15 protein-coding genes and 1 pseudogene are annotated in these 17,068 nt (G+C 68.8%); 5 read left to right on the top strand and 11 right to left on the bottom strand.

Annotated elements, in window-relative coordinates; translation table 11 throughout:
• Positions 1–4: 4 nt before the first annotated feature.
• From G8O29_RS00110 to ppk2, 3 genes are all read right to left on the bottom strand, one after another.
• The gene (locus tag G8O29_RS00110; RefSeq protein ID WP_166401205.1) at positions 5–928 is read right to left on the bottom strand and encodes a nickel/cobalt transporter; all 924 of its coding nucleotides are present in this window, start codon (positions 926–928) and stop codon (positions 5–7) included.
• On the bottom strand, positions 913–1,572 hold the full coding sequence (locus tag G8O29_RS00115) for a DUF1007 family protein (protein ID WP_166401206.1): 660 nt from the start codon (positions 1,570–1,572) through the stop codon (positions 913–915). The genes G8O29_RS00110 and G8O29_RS00115 overlap by 16 nt, the downstream gene beginning before the upstream one ends.
• A gap of 70 nt (positions 1,573–1,642) precedes the next feature.
• Entirely contained in the window at positions 1,643–2,566 is a 924-nt protein-coding gene (gene ppk2 / locus G8O29_RS00120; RefSeq protein WP_166401207.1) for a polyphosphate kinase 2, read from the bottom strand.
• A gap of 150 nt (positions 2,567–2,716) precedes the next feature.
• Here ppk2 and G8O29_RS00125 point away from each other — a divergent pair, with 150 nt between their 5' ends.
• The gene (locus tag G8O29_RS00125; protein WP_166401208.1) at positions 2,717–3,376 is read left to right on the top strand and encodes a glutathione S-transferase family protein; all 660 of its coding nucleotides are present in this window, start codon (positions 2,717–2,719) and stop codon (positions 3,374–3,376) included.
• A 547-nt stretch (positions 3,377–3,923) separates the two neighbouring features.
• Positions 3,924–4,172 (top strand): annotated as a pseudogene (locus G8O29_RS00130) (transposase); the annotation flags it as partial.
• 249 nt (positions 4,173–4,421) lie between these two features.
• Here the strand turns inward: G8O29_RS00130 and G8O29_RS00135 are convergent.
• Genes G8O29_RS00135 through G8O29_RS00160 form a run of 6 tightly spaced genes read right to left on the bottom strand, consistent with a single transcriptional unit; the run spans position 4,422 to position 11,160 of the window.
• On the bottom strand, positions 4,422–5,540 hold the full coding sequence (locus tag G8O29_RS00135; RefSeq protein WP_166401209.1) for a RuBisCO large subunit C-terminal-like domain-containing protein: 1,119 nt from the start codon (positions 5,538–5,540) through the stop codon (positions 4,422–4,424).
• Positions 5,540–6,541: a transketolase family protein gene (locus G8O29_RS00140; protein WP_207623592.1), complete on the bottom strand. Its 1,002-nt coding sequence runs from the start codon at positions 6,539–6,541 to the stop codon at positions 5,540–5,542. The genes G8O29_RS00135 and G8O29_RS00140 overlap by 1 nt, the downstream gene beginning before the upstream one ends.
• Complete coding sequence (locus G8O29_RS00145; protein WP_166401211.1) at positions 6,541–7,470, bottom strand: transketolase; 930 nt, start codon at positions 7,468–7,470, stop codon at positions 6,541–6,543. The genes G8O29_RS00140 and G8O29_RS00145 overlap by 1 nt, the downstream gene beginning before the upstream one ends.
• A 57-nt stretch (positions 7,471–7,527) precedes the next feature.
• On the bottom strand, positions 7,528–8,598 hold the full coding sequence (locus G8O29_RS00150) for a substrate-binding domain-containing protein (protein WP_367890106.1): 1,071 nt from the start codon (positions 8,596–8,598) through the stop codon (positions 7,528–7,530).
• A gap of 37 nt (positions 8,599–8,635) precedes the next feature.
• On the bottom strand, positions 8,636–9,649 hold the full coding sequence (locus G8O29_RS00155; RefSeq protein ID WP_207623593.1) for an ABC transporter permease: 1,014 nt from the start codon (positions 9,647–9,649) through the stop codon (positions 8,636–8,638).
• On the bottom strand, positions 9,646–11,160 hold the full coding sequence (locus tag G8O29_RS00160) for a sugar ABC transporter ATP-binding protein (protein WP_166401213.1): 1,515 nt from the start codon (positions 11,158–11,160) through the stop codon (positions 9,646–9,648). Before G8O29_RS00160 ends, G8O29_RS00155 begins: the two co-directional genes overlap by 4 nt.
• Positions 11,161–11,278: 118 nt before the next feature.
• Between G8O29_RS00160 and mtnK the strand changes: the two genes are divergently transcribed.
• Both mtnK and mtnA read left to right on the top strand, forming a co-directional pair.
• Positions 11,279–12,544 (top strand): S-methyl-5-thioribose kinase, encoded by a 1,266-nt coding sequence (mtnK, locus tag G8O29_RS00165; RefSeq protein WP_166401214.1) that lies wholly within the window; start codon positions 11,279–11,281, stop codon positions 12,542–12,544.
• Positions 12,541–13,641 (top strand): S-methyl-5-thioribose-1-phosphate isomerase, encoded by a 1,101-nt coding sequence (mtnA, locus tag G8O29_RS00170; protein ID WP_166401215.1) that lies wholly within the window; start codon positions 12,541–12,543, stop codon positions 13,639–13,641. Before mtnK ends, mtnA begins: the two co-directional genes overlap by 4 nt.
• Positions 13,642–13,650: 9 nt before the next feature.
• Here mtnA and G8O29_RS00175 read toward each other — a convergent pair whose 3' ends face one another.
• A complete protein-coding gene (locus tag G8O29_RS00175) occupies positions 13,651–14,622 on the bottom strand; it encodes a sugar-binding transcriptional regulator (RefSeq protein ID WP_166401216.1) in 972 nt (323 codons plus the stop codon).
• Between the two features lie 126 nt (positions 14,623–14,748).
• Here G8O29_RS00175 and G8O29_RS00180 point away from each other — a divergent pair, with 126 nt between their 5' ends.
• Positions 14,749–16,809 (top strand): bifunctional aldolase/short-chain dehydrogenase, encoded by a 2,061-nt coding sequence (locus G8O29_RS00180; protein WP_207623594.1) that lies wholly within the window; start codon positions 14,749–14,751, stop codon positions 16,807–16,809.
• On the opposite strand, the gene G8O29_RS00185 is transcribed toward G8O29_RS00180, so the two are convergent.
• Positions 16,806–16,991, bottom strand: a complete 186-nt coding sequence (locus G8O29_RS00185) for a hypothetical protein (protein ID WP_166401217.1) — start codon at positions 16,989–16,991, stop codon at positions 16,806–16,808. The genes G8O29_RS00180 and G8O29_RS00185 overlap by 4 nt on opposite strands.
• Positions 16,992–17,068 lie beyond the last annotated feature (77 nt).

The raw sequence follows: 17,068 nt of genomic DNA on the forward strand, positions 1-17,068 counted from the left end.
GGCGTCAGAGACTGCCGGCCAGAAGCCCCAGCGCCGCCGCGGCGATCGCCACGCCCACCGCCAGTTCCACCACCGGCAGCGCGCGTGCCAGGCGGCCCTGGCCCAGACCCTCCCAGGCACCCTCGCGCGCCCAGACCGACAGGGCCGCCGCCCCGACCGTGACCAGCGCCGTTCCCAGCCCCATCACCAGGGCGCCCACGATCCCGGCCAGCGCGATGCCCAGTTGCCAGGTCAGCACCAGCACGAACAGCGCCCCCGAACAGGGCCGAAGCGCAATCCCCGCGACCAGCGCCAGACCGTCGCGGAAGCTGGCGACCTGCGCCACCTCCTCGACCGTCGGCCCATGCGCATGGGTGCAGCCCGGCCCGTGGTCGTGGCCGTGGTGGTGGTGTCGGTCATGGTGGTGGTGGTGGCCCTGCGCGGGGACGGCAGCGATCTGCCGGCGCAGCCCCTGCGCGCCGCGCCAGACCAGCCACAGGCCGAGGCCCGCGATCATCGCATGGCCTGCGGGCGTCACCCAGCGCTCTGCCGCGCCTTCGACGGCCTGCCGGCCCAGCCCCAGAACGCCAATGGCCGCATAGACCAGGATCACGGCCACCGCCGCCTGCGCCAGGCTGGAGGCCAGCGCCAGCCCCGCCAGCCGCGCCACCGGCACCCGCCGCGCCAGCCCGTAGCCGCCCAGCACCAGCTTGCCATGTCCCGGCCCCGCCGCATGCAGCACCCCATAGCCGATGCACAGGCCCCAGAAGGCCGCCAGCGCCCCGGCCTCGCCGGCCCGCAAGGCGCGGATCGCGCCGGCCAGCTGCTCTTGCGCGGCCCGCTGCGCGCTGCCCAACCAGGCAGCCAGCGAGTCCAGCGCCCCAGAGAGCCAAAGTCCGGCCAGGATCAGCACCAGGACCAGGCCGGACAGCATCAGGGCGCGGCGCATGTCACCCGCACTTCCTCGGCGAACTGGGCGCCCACGGCCGGAAACGCGTCCTCGACATCGACATCCGGGGTGTATTCCTTCAGCGCCTCCAGCAGCGCCTGCTCGGCCTCCGTCAGGTCCGGGACAAAGGTCCGCGCAACACAGCCCGTCCCGCCCGTCACCACCGCCGGCTCCGGGATGGAATAGGCCACGTAATAGCCCGGGTCGTAGGCCTGGACGATCAGCGGCACCGCGCCCACCGGCACCGGAGCCGCCAGCCGCCGCAGATGGGTCGAGGTGATCCGCTTGCCGTCGTAGCGGGCACCGAACTCCTCGGGCCGCGACAGATCCAGCGGCGTCTCGCCCAGCAGCGCGAAGGTGTCGCCGGCAAAGCCCTCGTCCCATTTCATGTCGAACCCGGACAGCCGCGCCTCTTCCTCTGGCGACAGCTTGCCGTCCCAGTCCGCGTCCAGCCCCATGTCGCCGACGACATACAGCGAATAAAGCTCGTCATAGGTCCAGCTGATCCGGATCGCGGTGGCCTCGTTGCGGTCGTTCAGGATCACCTCGATCCCGGTGTCGATCCAGACATGCGGATGCGCCAGCGCCGGACCGGCAGGCAGACCGGCGGCCAGGACCAGGGCGGGAAGGGCGCAGCGCAGCATGGGGCGCAAGGTAAGCGCCCGCGCGGCCAAGTCCAAGAGGCGGCTTCCCGCCCCGGCATGCTTTCGCGACTCAGGCCTTCAGCATCGCAGGATGGGTCGCCACGTCATGGATCGCCGGCCCCATCCCCAGAACCTGCGTTGCCCGCCCGACGATCAGCGGGTCCGGCGTTCCCACCACCTCGGCGTCCTTGTTCGGATAATCGAGGGTGGACAGGAAATGCCGCATGCAGGCCAGCTGCGCCCGCTTCTTGTCGTTCGACTTCACGATCACCCAGGGGGCATCGGCGGTGTCGGTGTAGAAGAACATCGCCTCCTTCGCCTCGGTGTAGTCATCCCAGCGGTCGAGGGACGCCTTGTCGATCGGCGACAGCTTCCACATCTTCAACGGATCGGTCTCCCACGCACGGAACCGCGCCCGCTCTTCCTCGCGCGTGACGCTGAACCAGTACTTGTACAGCCGGATCCCCGACCGGACGAGCATCCGCTCGAACTCTGGCGCCTGGCGCATGAATTCCAGGTATTCGCTGGGTGTGCAGAACCCCATCACCCGTTCCACCCCCGCGCGGTTGTACCAGGAGCGGTCGTAGAACACCATTTCCCCCGCCGTCGGCAGATGCGCGATGTAGCGCTGAAAGAACCACTGGCCCTTCTCGACCTCGCTTGGCTTGGTCAGCGCGCAGACCCTTGCATAGCGGGGGTTCAGATGCTCCATGAACCGCTTGATCGTGCCGCCCTTGCCGGCCGCGTCACGCTCTTCCATCAGGATGACGAACTTCTGCCCGCTGTCCTGCGCCCAGATCTGCACCTTCAGAAGCTCGGCCTGAAGGCGGGCCTTCTCGGCCTCATAGGTCGCGCGGCCCATCAGGCGGGCATAGGGGTAGCGACCCGATTCAAAGGCCTGATGCAACGGACTTGCCGGGGCCCGAGACGCCTGCGGGCCGGGAACGGCCTCGGCGGCTTCGGTCGTCTTCAGGATCGTCGCACTGTCTTCCATACGGTCACCTCCCGGGAAACATGATCCGCCAACCCATGCACGGGCTGCGACAATTCGCCTTGACCCGGATCAACCCGGCGGAAGTTCGTTCGCCCCTTTTGCTTGCCGGTCACAGGGCCTAGGCTGGCGCAAGACACGATGGAGTTCCCCATGGCCACCCTTTACGGCGTCTTCCGCAGCCGGGCGTCGCGGCCGATCTGGCTGCTGTACGAACTTGGCGAAGCCTTCGACCATGTGCCCGTCATCCAGGCCTACCGCCTGCCCCAGGCCAGCGCGCCGGATGCGCCCCTGAACACCGCCTCGCCCGCATTCCTGAAGGTGAACCCGCAGGGCCAGATCCCGGCCTGGGTCGAGGGCGACCTCGTGCTGACCGAGTCGCTCTCGATCACCAACCACATCGCCCGCACCCGTGGCGGCGCGCTCGGCCCGCAGAGCCCAGCCGAACAGGCGCTGATCGACCAGTGGACCCTGCTGGCCGTCACCGCCGTCGAGACCCCGGCGCTGGAAATCCAGACCATCCAGGGCGCGGGGGGCGACAAGACCCCCGAGGGCCAGGCCGCCATCGCGATCAATGCCGAGAAGCTGCGCCGCCCGCTGCGGCGGCTGGAGGCGCATCTGGCGGCGCATCCCTACCTCGTCGGGGACCGCTTCACCGTGGCGGACCTGAACCTGGCCGAGTGCCTGCGCTATGCCCAGGGTCACCCGACGCTCCTGGGCGAGTTTCCGGCGGTGAATTCCTGGCTGGAGCGCTGTCAGGCCCGCCCCGCCTTCCAGAGGATGTGGGCCGCCCGGATGGCCGAACCGGCCTGAGGGCACGCACGGGCAGGCACCTGGGCGTAGGCAGAGTTATGGGGTGAAAAACGCAAGTTGGTTGGGTTTTGGCGTTTACGGTTGGGGAGTATCCCGGTGCCATGCGGTACCGCGTCTCCAAGGTTTACCGCATGGCAGACGCCACCATGAAACGATCGAGTTTCGCCAGTTCCTTTCGCAGTTCCACAGCGATGAAGCCAGCCACGACAACGCGCCGGCGGAGACGATCAAAGAACTGTTCAAGGCCAAGGTCATCCACCGCCGCAGCTCGTGGCGCAGCGACGAGGCTGTCGAATGCGCAACCCTCGAACGGGTGAGACCTGCCCGCGGTCGTCCCTCCTTGATCACGCTAGTCCTTGGGGTTGATCGTGGTCGCTTTCCAGTGAGAAAGCGCGCCGGGCGCGGTTTTCGCGCCGGAAAACACCGCCGACCTGCTTGCTGAAAAGCAATTCCTGTCGCCCACGCTGTGCGTACATAACGGGGCGACGGCTGCCCCCATCGCCCATGACTGTGCCGGTCTCTGTTTGGAGCCGGACCGGCCTGAAATTCCTTCCCGCGCGGGCGCAGGACCCGGATAGCCTCGACCAACCCGCTGGAGCGGTTGAACCGCGAAGTGCAGCGCCGCGCCGACGTCATCGGCATCTTCGCGAACGACGACGCGATCATCCGCCTCGTCAGAGCCGTAATGCTGGAAATCAACGACGGACGGGCGGTCGCAAGGCGCTGCATGTTGCTTGAAACCCTCGCCCGGGTCACCGACGATCCAACCGTCAAGCTGCCCGTCCCGACCGCCTGATCAAGCCCTGAGCTCTCCGAGGCTCGGCGCTCCTGCACCACGCCGTGGGACACCATCAGGCCCGCCCTCAGCCGGGCGCAGCACGCCCATGACCAGGGCTGCGATGAAACGGCTTTTCTTCATCACTTCATCGTTCATCCTGCCGTGAAACTACGTCCGCATTCCCTGAAACATTTGCAGGATCACCACGCCGGCCTGATCCGGTCGCGGGCACCAGCGTGCAGTGCGTGTCGGCGCCGCAGATCGCGATTACGCGCCGGTGGGCAGGGCCCGGCGCATCTCTGCCACAGCCTCATCGATTCTGCCGGGATCCCGAAGCAGGCTGCCGCCCAGCAGATAGACCACATCCTGACCATACATCGCCTGCATGTCCGCAGCGCGCGCGACGCTCATTCCGCCGCCGGGGCTGGGCAGCATTGCGCGGCCGGGGCCGGAGGGGTCACGGCAGGCCCGGGCGATGGCCCGGCACTCCTCGGCGCTGAAGCCGAACCGACCGCCCACGTTCGGGAAGACCGAGATATCGGCCCCCGCCAGCCGCTGGATCGTGCCGAAGAGGACGCCGTGGTCGATGCCGTTGTCGGGCGCCAGGACGAAGGGGCCGAGAAAGGACGGATGCGTCATCACCGGCAGGTTCAGGCCCGCATCCGTCGCGATGCGATGCACCAGGCCGAAGCCGAAGAGACCCGGCATGACCAGCACGCCATCGGCCCCCGCATCCCTGAGGAAGCGCAGGTTCCGCTCGATCTCATCGGCCCGGCCCGAGAGATTGGGGAAATAGAGCGTCCTCTGCCCGGTTTGCGCCCGCACCTTGCGCATCGCCGCGCAAACCGCCTCGACCCGGGCACGGAATGGGGCCGAGGGCTGACCGGCAAGACCGTGATCCTCCTTGACGATGTCGGCACCGCCGCGCACGCAGCCCTCGGCAAGGCGGGCAAGCTCGGCCGGTGTCAGACCCATGGGCTTCAGCACCGGGGCGATCATCCCCCCCGTCGCGCGGCCACACAGGGCCCGGATCCCCGCAATGCCGAAACGCGGGCCCGGCAGCCGCGCGGCCATCTCCGGCCCGAGATCAATTCCGGTGACGCGGATCCCCTGCTGGATCGAGGAATTGCCGAATACCACGTTCAGGAACTGGGTGAATTCGTCGCCCGCGCTGTCGGGGGAATAGCTGACGCTCGCCTGCCAGAGATCCTCGCCCAGGCTCCCGATCTCCTCGACCCGGCCGAGGATCTCGTCCGCGACATAGCCGGCGGGCACCACGTTGCGCGGGATCTCGACCGTCTGTTCCAGCGCGATACCCTCGGCGCGAGCCTGCGCCTCGGCCCGACTGGCGGCGCGCAGACGGTAGGTGACGGTAAATCGGGACATCACAGCGCCTCGGCCTTGACCGCGGAATGCACCGCCTCGACCCGGACGGCTTCAAGCGCGCCCTCGTCGATCCCGGTGCTCTGGCCTGTCAGCCGCTCGATCGCGCGGACAAGCGCCAGCGCATCCATGCCATAATGGCGCATGAGATAGGGGCGCGAGCCGCCGTGGGCATAGGTATCCTGAAGCCCAAGGCGGACCAGCCGCCGGGCGAGGCCCGCCTCGGCCAGGGCCTCGGCCACCATGCTGCCGATCCCGCCGTTGACGAGGTGGTTTTCCAGCGTGACCACGCCATGGCGCACGCTGGCCGCATGATCCACGATCTGCGCGGCATCGAAGGGCTTCAGCGTGTTCAGATGCAGATGGCGGACCGAAACCCCCGCCCCTGCCAGGGCACTTCGGGCGCGGATCGCCTCTTCGGTGGTGACGCCGGCGGTGACGACCAGCACATCGTCGCCCTCGGACAGAACCCGCATCTGCCCGATCCGCAGCGGCGTATCGAACAGTCGCGGCACCGCGCCGCGCAGGATGCGGCAATAGACCGGGCCATCCACGGTATCGGCCTCGGCCACGATGCTTTCGACCTCGGTCGCGTCGCCGGCCTCGAGCACGGTCATGTTCGGGAGGGTCCGCATCACCGCGATGTCCTCGATCGCCTGATGGGTCATGCCGCCGGGCGTGGTCACGCCGGGCAGGAAGCCCATCAACCGCACCTTCCGGCGCGGATAGGCGATGGAGGCCACCAGCTGGTCATAGGGACGCCGGTAGAGGAACACGCCGAAGGAATGCAGGAAGGGTCGGAACCCAGCGAGGCCAAGCCCCCCGGCAAAGGACAGCATGTTCTGTTCGGCCATGCCGAGGCTCAGGAACTGCCCGGGGTGGCGGTCGCGGAAACCGTCGATCTCGCAGCTCGAGGTCAGGTCGGCCGAGAGACAGAGCACCTCGGGGTGCTGCACGGCATGGGCCTCGAAGGCCGCGGCATAGGGGCGGTTGACCATTTCCATCACTGCGTCTCCAGCGGCACGGGGGCAACGCCCAGTTCGGCCGCGATCTCGGCATTCATCCGGGCGCGTTCCTCTTCCGACTTGAAGCGGACGTAGTGCAGGCGGGGGAAACGGCTCATCAGGCTTTCCATGCCCTGCGTGGGGCGCGAATGGGCCAGCACGATCAGGGGGCGGCCGGGGTGCGGCGTGGCTGCCGCCGCCCGCAGCGCCGGAAGGTCGTGGGCGTCGCATTCGGCGACCACAGCGCCGAAATCGCGGAACTTGGTGGCGACGTCGCCCACCGTCATCACATCATCCATGGCGCCGTCGCATTGCTGGCGGTTGACGTCCATCAGCGCCCAGAGATTGTCGATGCCATGATGGGCGGCGGCCTGCACGGCCTCCCAGGTCTGGCCTTCCTGCACCTCGCCGTCCGACATGAACACGCAGACGCGGCCCGTATGGCCCAGCCGCCTTCGCCCCCAGGCCAGGCCCGCCGCGGTGGAAAGCCCGATCCCGAGCGTACCGTTGTGCACCTCCATGCCGGGGCTGTGTTCGGCCCCGATCATCTCGACCGAGGAACCGTCGCGATTGAACATCTCCAGCCCCTCGGGCGCCATGCGGCCGACCTCGATCAGGCAGGCGTAGGCGACAAGGGCGTAATGGGCGGGGGCGATGAACAGCCGGTCGTGCACCGCGTCGAAGGGGCCGTTGTAGCCCGCCCCGGTGCGATAGCCGGGATTGGCAGCCGAGGGCACGCCGGCGAAGGGCGGCGGCACCAGGGGCATGGTCGAGGGGCCGAGGTTCAGCGCCTCGTTGTACAGGAAGGCAAGCTGTTCCGCCGCGGAACAGGCCTGGCTCAGATAGCCGCCGTTGTTGCGGATCGTGTGTTCGAAGACGCGGGCGCGGATGCCGCGGGCGACCTCTTCGGTGGACTTCTCGTTGCGCAAGGGCTTCTCCGGTCGGCAGGGTCAGGGCGGGCCGATGCGGCCCGCCCCGTTCGGGTCTCAGCGCGGCGGCAGCTTCATCCAGGGCGTCATCGCCACATCGGCATGGGCGAAGGCGGGAAGCTTCGCGCCCAGCTCCTCCATGTTCTTGATGTCCAGCTCGTTCAGCATCGCCTGGGTGATCAGCGTCGGCGGCACGATGACCTGCGGCCCCGGATCCTCGCCCGCCAGCAGCATGGCCAGCGCGCGGACCGAGACCTCGCCCACCACCGCCGGGTTCGTGGCGGCCGTCGCCTTCCAGGCCGAGCCGGGCTCGCGCATCAGCTGGATGTCGGCTGTCGAGATGTCGGCCGAATAGATCGAGACCTGGCCGGACATGCCGGCTTCGTCCACCGCGATCTTCACGCCCTTGGCGAATTCGTCATAGGGCGCGAACATCACCTGGATGTTCGGATTGGCCGACAGGACCGAACGGGCCTGGTTGGCCACCGAATTCGCGATCGGGTTGTCCAGCGTGCCGAACATGGCGACCTCGTTGATGCCGGGATTGTCGGCCTTGACCTTCTTCCAGGTCTCGTCGCGGCGGTCGAGCGGCGCGATGCCCGGAACATAGACGTAACCCGCCACGAAACTGTTGCCGTTGTCGGCCAGCGCCGCCTCCAGAGCCAGCCGCGCCAGGTCGCGGTCGGACTGTTCGATCTGCGGGATCTTCGGGTTCTCCACATTGACGTCGAAGGCCACGACCTTGATGCCCGCATCCACCGCGCGCTGGGCGGCCTCCTTCATCGACTCGGTCAGGCCGTGCTGGATGATGATGCCGTCCACGCCCAGCGCGATGGCCTGATCCACCATGTCCGCCTGAAGCGCGGCATCCTGGCGGCTGTCGAAGACCTGAAGGTTCACGCCCAGCGCGGCGGCCTGCTTCTCCACGCCCGAAAGATACGCCTGGAAGAAGTCGCCGGTGGACAGATAGCGCACCAGCGCGATGTTCACCTGGCCCGGATTGTCGAAAGGCGCAGGCGCATCCTGGGCAAGGGCGAGCGAGGGCGCAAGCGCCACGCTGGCGGCAAGGGCTGCGAAAGTCCGTCTGGAGATCATCGGTTCCTCCCATTTCTCCGTTGTGTCAGGCACCGGCGGGCGCTTCTTCTGTCGCTGTGCGCCGGCTGTCTCATCGGCGCGCCCGGCCAGAGCGGCCGGACAACGCGAAGGTGAAGACAAGGGCGACGACAAGCACGGCGCCCTTGATGAAATCCTGGGTGTAATAGGGGGCATTCAGCATGGTCAGGCCCTGAAGCAGGATGCCCACGAACAGCGCGCCCACCGCCGTTCCGAAGGCGTTCGGCTTGGCCGCCCCCAGCACGGCAAAGCCGATCAGCGCGGCGGCCACCGCATCGAGCAGCAGGTTGTTGCCCGAGGCCACATCGCCCCTGCCCAGCCGGGCCGCCAGCAGGATCCCCCCGAGCGAGGCCATGACGCCCGAGATCACATAGGCCAGCACGCGATAGCCCGCGACGTTGATGCCTGCCAGCGCCGCCGCCTGCGCGTTCGAGCCGATCGCATACATCACCCGCCCGTGGCGCGTCAGCTCCAGAAAGACCCAGGTCAGCACCGCGATGACCACCAGAACCACGACCGAAAGCGGCACGAGGTCGGGCAGGATGAAGTCGATCCGGTGGCGCCCCAGCATCAGGAACTCGGGGGCGAAGGTGCCGGTGGCGGTGCGCCCGTCAGCCAACACCATGCCGGTAGAGATCGAATTGCCCGCGGTGGGAATGCGCTGAAGCCCGACCAGCAGGAACATCATGCCAAGGGTCGCCAGAAGATCGGGCACGCGCATCTTCACGATCAGGAGGCCGTTGATCAGCCCGACCGCCGCCCCCATCAGCAGGCACAGGACGACCGCCGTCAGCGCCCCCATCTCCCAGATCACCATCACATAGGCCGACAGCATCATGGCCGATGTCGCGACCGCCCCGATCGACAGGTCGAAGCCGTCCACCACCAGGGTCGCGGTGACGCCCAGCGCCAGAATGCCGGTGATCGCCACCGATTGCAGGATGAAGACCGCGCTCTGCGGCGACAGGAACGCGGGTTTCAGCACCGAAAAGACCACGATCATTCCGGCCATCAGCAGAAGAAAGCCGTAGCGGATCGCAAGATCGGTGGGGGACAGGGATGTCATGCCGGTTCCTTCGTCCTGTCGGCGGCGCCCGCGACCTCGGCCATCAGCCGGGCCAGGTCGATGCTCTCGTTCCGGTGCGCGCCGACGATGGTATGTTCGCTCATCACCAGGATGCGGTCGGCCACTTCCAGCGCCTCGTCGATCTCGGCGCAGAGGACCAGGGTCGCACGGTCGAAGGCACTTTCGCGGATGCGGCGGCCGATGTCGCGCCGGGCCTGGATGTCCACGCCCTGAAACGGTTCGTCCAGGATCAGCAGGCGGCTGGCTTCGGCCATCCAGCGGCCGACCACGACCTTCTGCTGGTTGCCGCCCGACAGCGTCAGGATGCCGTCGCGCGGACCCTGGCAGACCACGCCCATCGCGGCGATCGTGCGTTCGGCCGCCGCCCGTTCCGCGGCGCGACGGATCAGGCCCAGCGGGCCGGAATGGCGCGCCGTGAAGGGAAGGGTCAGGTTCTGCTGGATGTCGAACTGCGGGATGACCGAGTTGATCAGCCGGTCCTTCGCGGCAAGGAACACCCCCGCCGCCACGGCCTGCGCCGGCCGCTGCGGCCGGTAGGGCGCGCCGTCCAGCCGCATGTCGCCCGCTTCGGGCGCCGCGATGCCATACAGCACCTCGGCCAGCGCCGACTTGCCCGAACCGACAAGCCCGGTCAGCGCCACCACCTCGTTGCGCCGCAGCACCAGATCGAAGGGCTGCGCTTCGGGTTTCAGCCGCAGCCCCCGCGCCTCGAACATGGGCGCGCCGGGCGGGGGAATGGTGATGTCCACCTCGGTGATCTCGTGGCCCAGCATCGCCCGCACGGCGCCGGAATAGTCCAGCGGCTTGCCCTCGAACAGGCCCGAGACCTGGCCGTCGCGCATCGAGACGATGCGGTCGGCCAGCCGGCGGATGTCGGACATGCGGTGCGAGATGTAGAGGATCGCCACCCCCTCCTGCCGCAACCGGTCGATCAGCGCGAACAGCCGCTGCGCCTCGGCCAGCGACAGGGACGAGGTCGGCTCGTCCAGGATCAGAAGCCGCGGGCGGTGCGCCATGGCGCGGGCGATGGCGACAAGCTGCCGGTCGGCCAGCGGCAGCCCCGCCACGGGGCGGGTCACGTCGATCTTCAGCCCCACGGCATCGGCGATCCGCTCCGCCTCGGCGCGCATCCGGCGGCGGTTCAGGAACAGCCCGCCCCCTTCGGCAAGGTTGTCCAGAAGGAGGTTCGAGGCCACGTCCAGATCCGGCACCACGCCATCGTTGATGTTCTGGTGCACCGTGACCACGCCCTGACGCAGCGCCGCCGCCGGACCGGACGGGGAAAAGGGCCGCCCGTCCAGCCGCACCTCGCCCGCATCGGCGGCATGGACCCCGCAGAGGATCTTGACCAGCGTGGACTTGCCCGCCCCGTTCGCCCCCATAAGCGCCGTGACCTGCCCCGCCGGCAGGTCCAGATCCACCCCGCGCAGCACGGTGTTGCGGCCGAAAGCCTTGCTCAGTCCGCGAACGGTGATCGACTGCGCCGCCATGCCCTTCCTCGCTCCCGACCGATACGCTACGCCCGGATCATCATTTGTCAATACTATTTGACATATGATGCAATCTTGGAAATTCTGACGGCGGAGGAGCAGCAAGGGAGGATGCGGGATGAGCGCCGAAACCTATGTCGCCTTGACGCCGGCAAGCCTGTCGGCCCGGCTCGGGGACCTGGCGGTCCTGCGCGAGAGGGTCGGGCCACCAGAGGGCTGGCAGGTGCGCGAGGTGGGCGACGGCAACCTGAACCTCGTGTTCATCGTCACGGGCGCCGCAGGTCAGGCGGTGGTCAAGCAGGCGCTGCCCTATGTGCGGCTGGTGGGTGAAAGCTGGCCGCTGCCCTTGAAACGGTCGTTCTTCGAATACAACGCGCTGATCCGGCAGGCGGCGCGCGATCCCGGCTCGGTCCCGGCGGTCTGGCATTTCGACGAGGCGCAAGCGATCGTGGTGATGGAATATCTGACCCCCCATGTGATCCTGCGCCATGCGCTGATCGAGGGGCGGCGGGTGGCGGGCCTTGGCGAAAGGCTGGGCGAATTCTGCGCACGCACCCTGTTCCGCGGGTCCGACCTCTCGATGCCCGCCGCGGCGAAGAAGGCGGATCTGGCGCTGTTTGCGGGCAATGTCGAGCTTTGCGACATCACCGAGAACCTCGTGTTCTCGGACCCCTACTTCGCCGCGCCGATGAACCGGCACACGCCGGGGCTGGACGGCATCGTGGCGCGGCTGAGGGGGGACCTTTCGCTGAAGGTGGCGGCGCAGCATCTGAAGATGGCCTTCACCTCGCGCGGCGAGACGCTGCTGCACGGCGACCTGCATACCGGCTCCATCATGGTGACCGACACCGAGACCCGGGTGATCGACCCGGAATTCGCCACCTACGGGCCAATGGGTTTCGACGTCGGCATGCTGATCGCCAATTTCCTGATGGCGCATTTCAGCCAGCCGGGGCACGAATCGGCGCCGGGGGACAGGGCAGAGCATCAGGGCTGGCTCTTGTCGGTGCTCGAGACCCTCTGGCGCAGCTTCGCGGCCGAGTTCGGCCATCTGTGGCGCACCGAACGGCGCGGCATCCTGTATCAGGCCAGTCTTTACGAGGATCAGGGCCATGGCCTGGCCTCCGAACAGGCGCTGGCCGATCTGCTGGGCCGGATCTGGACCGACGCGCTCGGCTTCTGCGGGATCGAGATGCACCGCCGCATCCTGGGCCTTGCGCACAACGCCGATTTCGAGCGCATCGCCGACGAAGGCCGCCGCGCCGCCTGCGAGGCACGCGCCCTGGCCATGGGGCGGCAGCTGATGCTGGGGGCCTGTGCGATCCGCGGGATCGACGCCGTGACGGCCATGGCGCGGCGGATGGACAAGGAGGATCACCTGTGAAGATCGACGGCACGCCCTATCGCACCATCTGGCAGGATGCGGATGGCACGGTGAACATCATCGACCAGCGCTGGCTGCCGCACGAGCTGCGCATCGTGCCCCTGCGCGACAGGGCCGAATTCGCCACCGCGATCCGCGACATGTGGGTGCGCGGTGCGCCGCTGATCGGGGCGACGGCGGCCTGGGGCATGGCGGTGCAGATGGCAGATGATCCCTCGGACGCCGCGCTGGACGAAACCTGGGCGGTGCTGCACGAGACGCGCCCCACCGCGATCAACCTGCGTTGGGCCCTGGACGAGATGCGCCGCCTGCTTGCCCCCCTGCCGCCTGCCGAGCGCGCCCGCGCCGCAGCCCACCGCGCGGCGCAGATCTGCGACGAGGATGTGGAAATCAACCGCCGCATCGGCCTGCACGGGTTGCAGATCATCCGCGAGATCGCCGCACGCAAGGGCGGCGGCCCGGTGAACATCCTGACCCATTGCAACGCAGGCTGGCTGGCGACGGTGGACTGGGGCACTGCCACCAGCCCGATCTACCACGCCGATGCCGAGGGCATCCCCGTGCACGTCTTCGTGGACGAAACCCGCCCCCGCAACCAGGGCGCGCAACTGACGGCCTGGGAGCTGAACAGCCACGGCATCAGCCACGACCTGATCGTGGACAATGCCGGCGGCCATCTGATGCAGCACGGCGAGGTGGACATGGTGATCGTCGGCACCGACCGCACCACCGCGCGCGGCGATGTCTGCAACAAGATCGGCACCTATCTCAAGGCTCTGGCGGCGCGGGCGAACGGGGTGCCCTTCTATGTGGCCCTGCCCTCGCCCACCATCGACTGGCGCGTGCGCGACGGGGTGCGGGAAATCCCGATCGAGGAACGCGGCGCGGGTGAAGTGACCATGGTCCAAGGCCGCGGCCCGGACGGTCGGATCGTGCATGTCCGGATCTCGCCCGACGGCACCGGCGCGCGCAACCCCGCCTTCGACGTGACGCCGGCCGAACTGGTGACGGGCCTGCTGACCGAACGCGGCCTGTGCCCCGCGACCGAAGCGGGCCTCGCCGCGATGTTCGGCGACCTGAAGGCGGCTGCCACCTGAAGGGGCCGGTCAGGGGGCGGCCAGCAGCGCCTCGGCCACCGAGGTGGCGGTGACCAGATGCGTGACATAGCCGCCCCGGATCGCCGCGCGCGTCGCTTCCACCTTGTCGAGGCCGGGAGTGACCAGGATGCCCATCTCGAGCCCCACCAGCCGCGGCAGGGGCACGCCGATCATCCGGTCCTCCATGGGGCCGGGCAGCTGGCGGCCCTCGGCGTCGATGAAGCGGCCGCAGATGACGCCGACCGCCCCGTGGCCGACATACCAGTCCAGATCTGCCGGCGTGGCCAGGCCGCTCAGCACGATATGACTTTCGGCTGTGGCGGTGCCGACCGAGAACAGAAGCTTGTTCACCGTTTCCAGCTGGTCGAGCTGCGCCTTCAGGATCGGCTCCTCGCGCAGGTCCGCCGCCAGCACCGCCCGGCTCAGGATCGCGGGCGCGTGCAGGTTCAGACAGCGCGCCCCCAGACGCTGGGCAAGGCGCGTCGAACAGGCCTCGGCCGTGAAGCCGTAGGGCGTGGCCATCGAGCCCACCAGTTGCAGCACGGCCAGATCCTCGATCCGCGCCGGCTCGACCATCTCGGCCAGTTCATAGACCGTGCGCCCCCAGGCCACCCCCAGCCGGTCGCCCGGCGCGATCAGATCGGGCAGCCAGTTCGCCGCGCCCCGCACCACGCGCAGGAACCCTTCCTCGGTCCCCGTCCCCTCGTCCGGGATCACATAGGATCCCTGGAGCCCGAAGCGGTGGTTCAGCGCCAGCGCAAGCCGATGCGTGGTGAAGGCCGGGGCGGCCAGCGTGATGCGGATCAACCCCTTCTCGCGCGCTTCCTGAAGGTAGTTCACCACGGTCGCGCGCGAAATGCCCAGCGCGGCGGCGATCTCCTGCTGGTTCTGCCCGTCCTCGTAATACATCCAGGCGACCTGGATCACGGCATTCTCGCCGCTCACCTGCGCCAGGTTGCGCCGCCGTGTCTGACCGCCCATCCGCGCCCCTTCATTTGATCTTTGACAACAGTATCTGACAAAAGTAGAAATTCCAAGCGCCGGTCGCCTGTTCCGTCTGACAAGACCGACACCGCGCCGACCGTCAAGCCTTAGCAGGAGACTCCGATGATCGCCAATCTCTGGACCGACGCCGAGGCTGACGCCTTCCTGTCCGATGCCGGGACCGACCCGCGTGCGCGCGATCTGGCGCTGCGGGTCTATACCTCGCGCCTGATCGGCCGCGACCCGGATCTGGTGATGCACGGGGGCGGCAACACCTCGCTCAAGTCCACGGCGGTGGACGTTTTCGGCGAAGAGGTCGCGGTGCTGCACATCAAGGGCTCCGGCTGGGATCTTGAGACGATCGAGGCACGCGGCCTGCCGGCGGTGCGGCTTCAGCCGCTGATGCAGTTGCGCAGCCTGCCGGCCCTGTCGGATGAAGCCATGGTCAATGTCCAGCGGCTGAACCTGCTGGACCCCTCCGCCCCGAACCCTTCGGTCGAGACGCTCCTGCACGCCTGGATCCCGCACAAGGTGGTGGACCACACCCACGCCACGGCCTTTCTGGTGCTGGCCAACCTGCCCGAGGTCGCCGCCGTCACGCGCGAGCTGTTCGGCGACCGGCTGACGCTGGTGCCCTATGTCATGCCCGGCTTTGCCCTGGCCAAGGCCGCGGCCGAAGCCTTCGACCGCAACCCCGAAGCCGAGGGCCTTCTGCTTGTGAACCACGGCCATTTCGCCTGGGGGCCGGACGCCAGGTCCAGCTACGACCGCCTCATCGCCCATACCAACCTGGTCGAGGCCTGGCTGGCCGACCGCCGCCCTGCCCCGCTGGTCCCGGCCGCCGCCCTGCCTGCCGCCAAGGCCGCGCCCGTCCTGTCGGCCCTGCGCGGGGCGCTGGCCTCGGTCCTGCCCGAGACCGCGCCTCTGCCCGTGCTCGACCTGCGCTCGGGCGACGGCGAACGCGCCTTCTGCGCCCGCCCGGACCTGGAGGATCTGGCCACCCGCGGGGTCGCGACCCCGGATCATGTGATCCGCACCAGGGGCGAGGTCCTGGTGCTGCGGCGCGCAGCGCAGGAACCTGCGGCGATGCGCGCGGCGGTGGCCGCCTGGGCCGACCGCTATCGCGCCTGGTTCGACACCTACGCTCCACGCGCCGCCGAGCCCAAGACGATGCTGGCCCCGATGCCGGGACTGGTCTGGCTGGAAGGCGCGGGCATCCTGGGCGTGGGGGCGACGGCGGCGGCGGCGCGGATCGCGGCGGATATCGGCTGCCAGTCGGCCCGCGTGCGCGCGGATGGCGAGGCAGCGGGCGGGTTCCGGCCCATCGGGCCGAAGGATCTGTTCGACATGGAATACTGGTCGCTGGAACAGGCCAAGCTGGGCAGCGGCAAGCCCCCTGCCCTTCAGGGCCGGATCGTGCTGGTCACGGGCGGGGCCGGGGCGATCGGCCTGGCCACGGCCCGCGCCTTTGCCGGGCAGGGGGCCAGCCTGTTCCTGGTGGATCGCCCCGGCGAGGCGCTGGAGGCCGCGCTGGCCGCGCTTGGCCGCGACCACGCCGGCCACGGCTGCGACATCACCGCACCCGGCGCGGCGGCCGAGGCGGTCGCGGCCTGCGCGGCGCGCTTCGGGGGCTTGGACATCCTGATCTCCAACGCCGGGGCCGCCGTCACCGGCGACATCGCCACGCTGGACGACCGGGCCCTGCGCGACAGTTTCGAGCTCAACTTCTTCGCCCATCTGGCCTTTTCCCAGGCCGCCATCGCCCTCTTCCGCGCACAGGCGGCCGGGCGCGGGGCGCGCGGGGCGGAACCGGGGCAGATCCTGTTCAATGTCTCGAAACAGGCGGTGAACCCCGGTCGCGGTTTCGGCGCCTACGGGCTGCCCAAGGCCACCACCTTCTTCCTGCTGCGCCAGCTTGCGCTGGAACTGGGCGGCGAGGGGATCCGGGTCAACGGCATCAACGCCGACCGCATCCGCTCGGGCCTCCTGTCGCCCGAGATGATCGCAGCCCGCTCGGCCGCGCGCGGGGTGGACGAGGCCGCCTATATGTCCGGCAACCTGCTACGCGCCGAGGTCGAGGCGCGCCATGTCGCCGAGGCTTTCGTGATGCTGGCCAGGGCCGAACGCACCACGGGGCATGTGATGACCGTGGACGGGGGCAACATCGAGGCCGCCCTGCGTTAAGCCGGGTTCCGTCGGGGGACCGGCCCGGCGTGGAAGCTGCTCCCAAGGGCATGGGCCTCCTCGCCGCTGCGGCAGGCGATGCCAGCCGCAGAGCAGCCCACGAAGCCCGCGATCCGCCATGGCTGACGGCCTTGCAGGCGCGACCGGCGCCGCCGGGCAAGGTTCACGAAGATCGCTGTCATCGCCGCCGCCAGCAGAGACTGGCTCCCCGAGTCCCAAGACAAGATGTTCGGGGCCGGGAAGGGCGGACCGGCAGCGG

The organism is Rhodobacter calidifons (assembly GCF_011174775.1).
Taxonomy (GTDB): domain Bacteria; phylum Pseudomonadota; class Alphaproteobacteria; order Rhodobacterales; family Rhodobacteraceae; genus Tabrizicola; species Tabrizicola calidifons.

Excerpts from the sequence above, each read along its gene's own strand:
- mtnK (WP_166401214.1), top strand. The coding sequence starts at position 11,279 with ATGAGCGCCGAAACCTATGTCGCCTTGACGCCGGCAAGCCTGTCGGCC.
- G8O29_RS00140 (WP_207623592.1), bottom strand. The coding sequence starts at position 6,541 with ATGGAAATGGTCAACCGCCCCTATGCCGCGGCCTTCGAGGCCCATGCC.
- ppk2 (WP_166401207.1), bottom strand. The coding sequence starts at position 2,566 with ATGGAAGACAGTGCGACGATCCTGAAGACGACCGAAGCCGCCGAGGCC.
- G8O29_RS00175 (WP_166401216.1), bottom strand. The coding sequence starts at position 14,622 with ATGGGCGGTCAGACACGGCGGCGCAACCTGGCGCAGGTGAGCGGCGAG.
- G8O29_RS00185 (WP_166401217.1), bottom strand. The coding sequence starts at position 16,991 with ATGACAGCGATCTTCGTGAACCTTGCCCGGCGGCGCCGGTCGCGCCTG.
- G8O29_RS00115 (WP_166401206.1), bottom strand. The coding sequence starts at position 1,572 with ATGCTGCGCTGCGCCCTTCCCGCCCTGGTCCTGGCCGCCGGTCTGCCT.
- G8O29_RS00160 (WP_166401213.1), bottom strand. The coding sequence starts at position 11,160 with ATGGCGGCGCAGTCGATCACCGTTCGCGGACTGAGCAAGGCTTTCGGC.
- G8O29_RS00125 (WP_166401208.1), top strand. The coding sequence starts at position 2,717 with ATGGCCACCCTTTACGGCGTCTTCCGCAGCCGGGCGTCGCGGCCGATC.
- G8O29_RS00110 (WP_166401205.1), bottom strand. The coding sequence starts at position 928 with ATGCGCCGCGCCCTGATGCTGTCCGGCCTGGTCCTGGTGCTGATCCTG.
- G8O29_RS00135 (WP_166401209.1), bottom strand. The coding sequence starts at position 5,540 with ATGTCCCGATTTACCGTCACCTACCGTCTGCGCGCCGCCAGTCGGGCC.
- G8O29_RS00155 (WP_207623593.1), bottom strand. The coding sequence starts at position 9,649 with ATGACATCCCTGTCCCCCACCGATCTTGCGATCCGCTACGGCTTTCTT.
- G8O29_RS00180 (WP_207623594.1), top strand. The coding sequence starts at position 14,749 with ATGATCGCCAATCTCTGGACCGACGCCGAGGCTGACGCCTTCCTGTCC.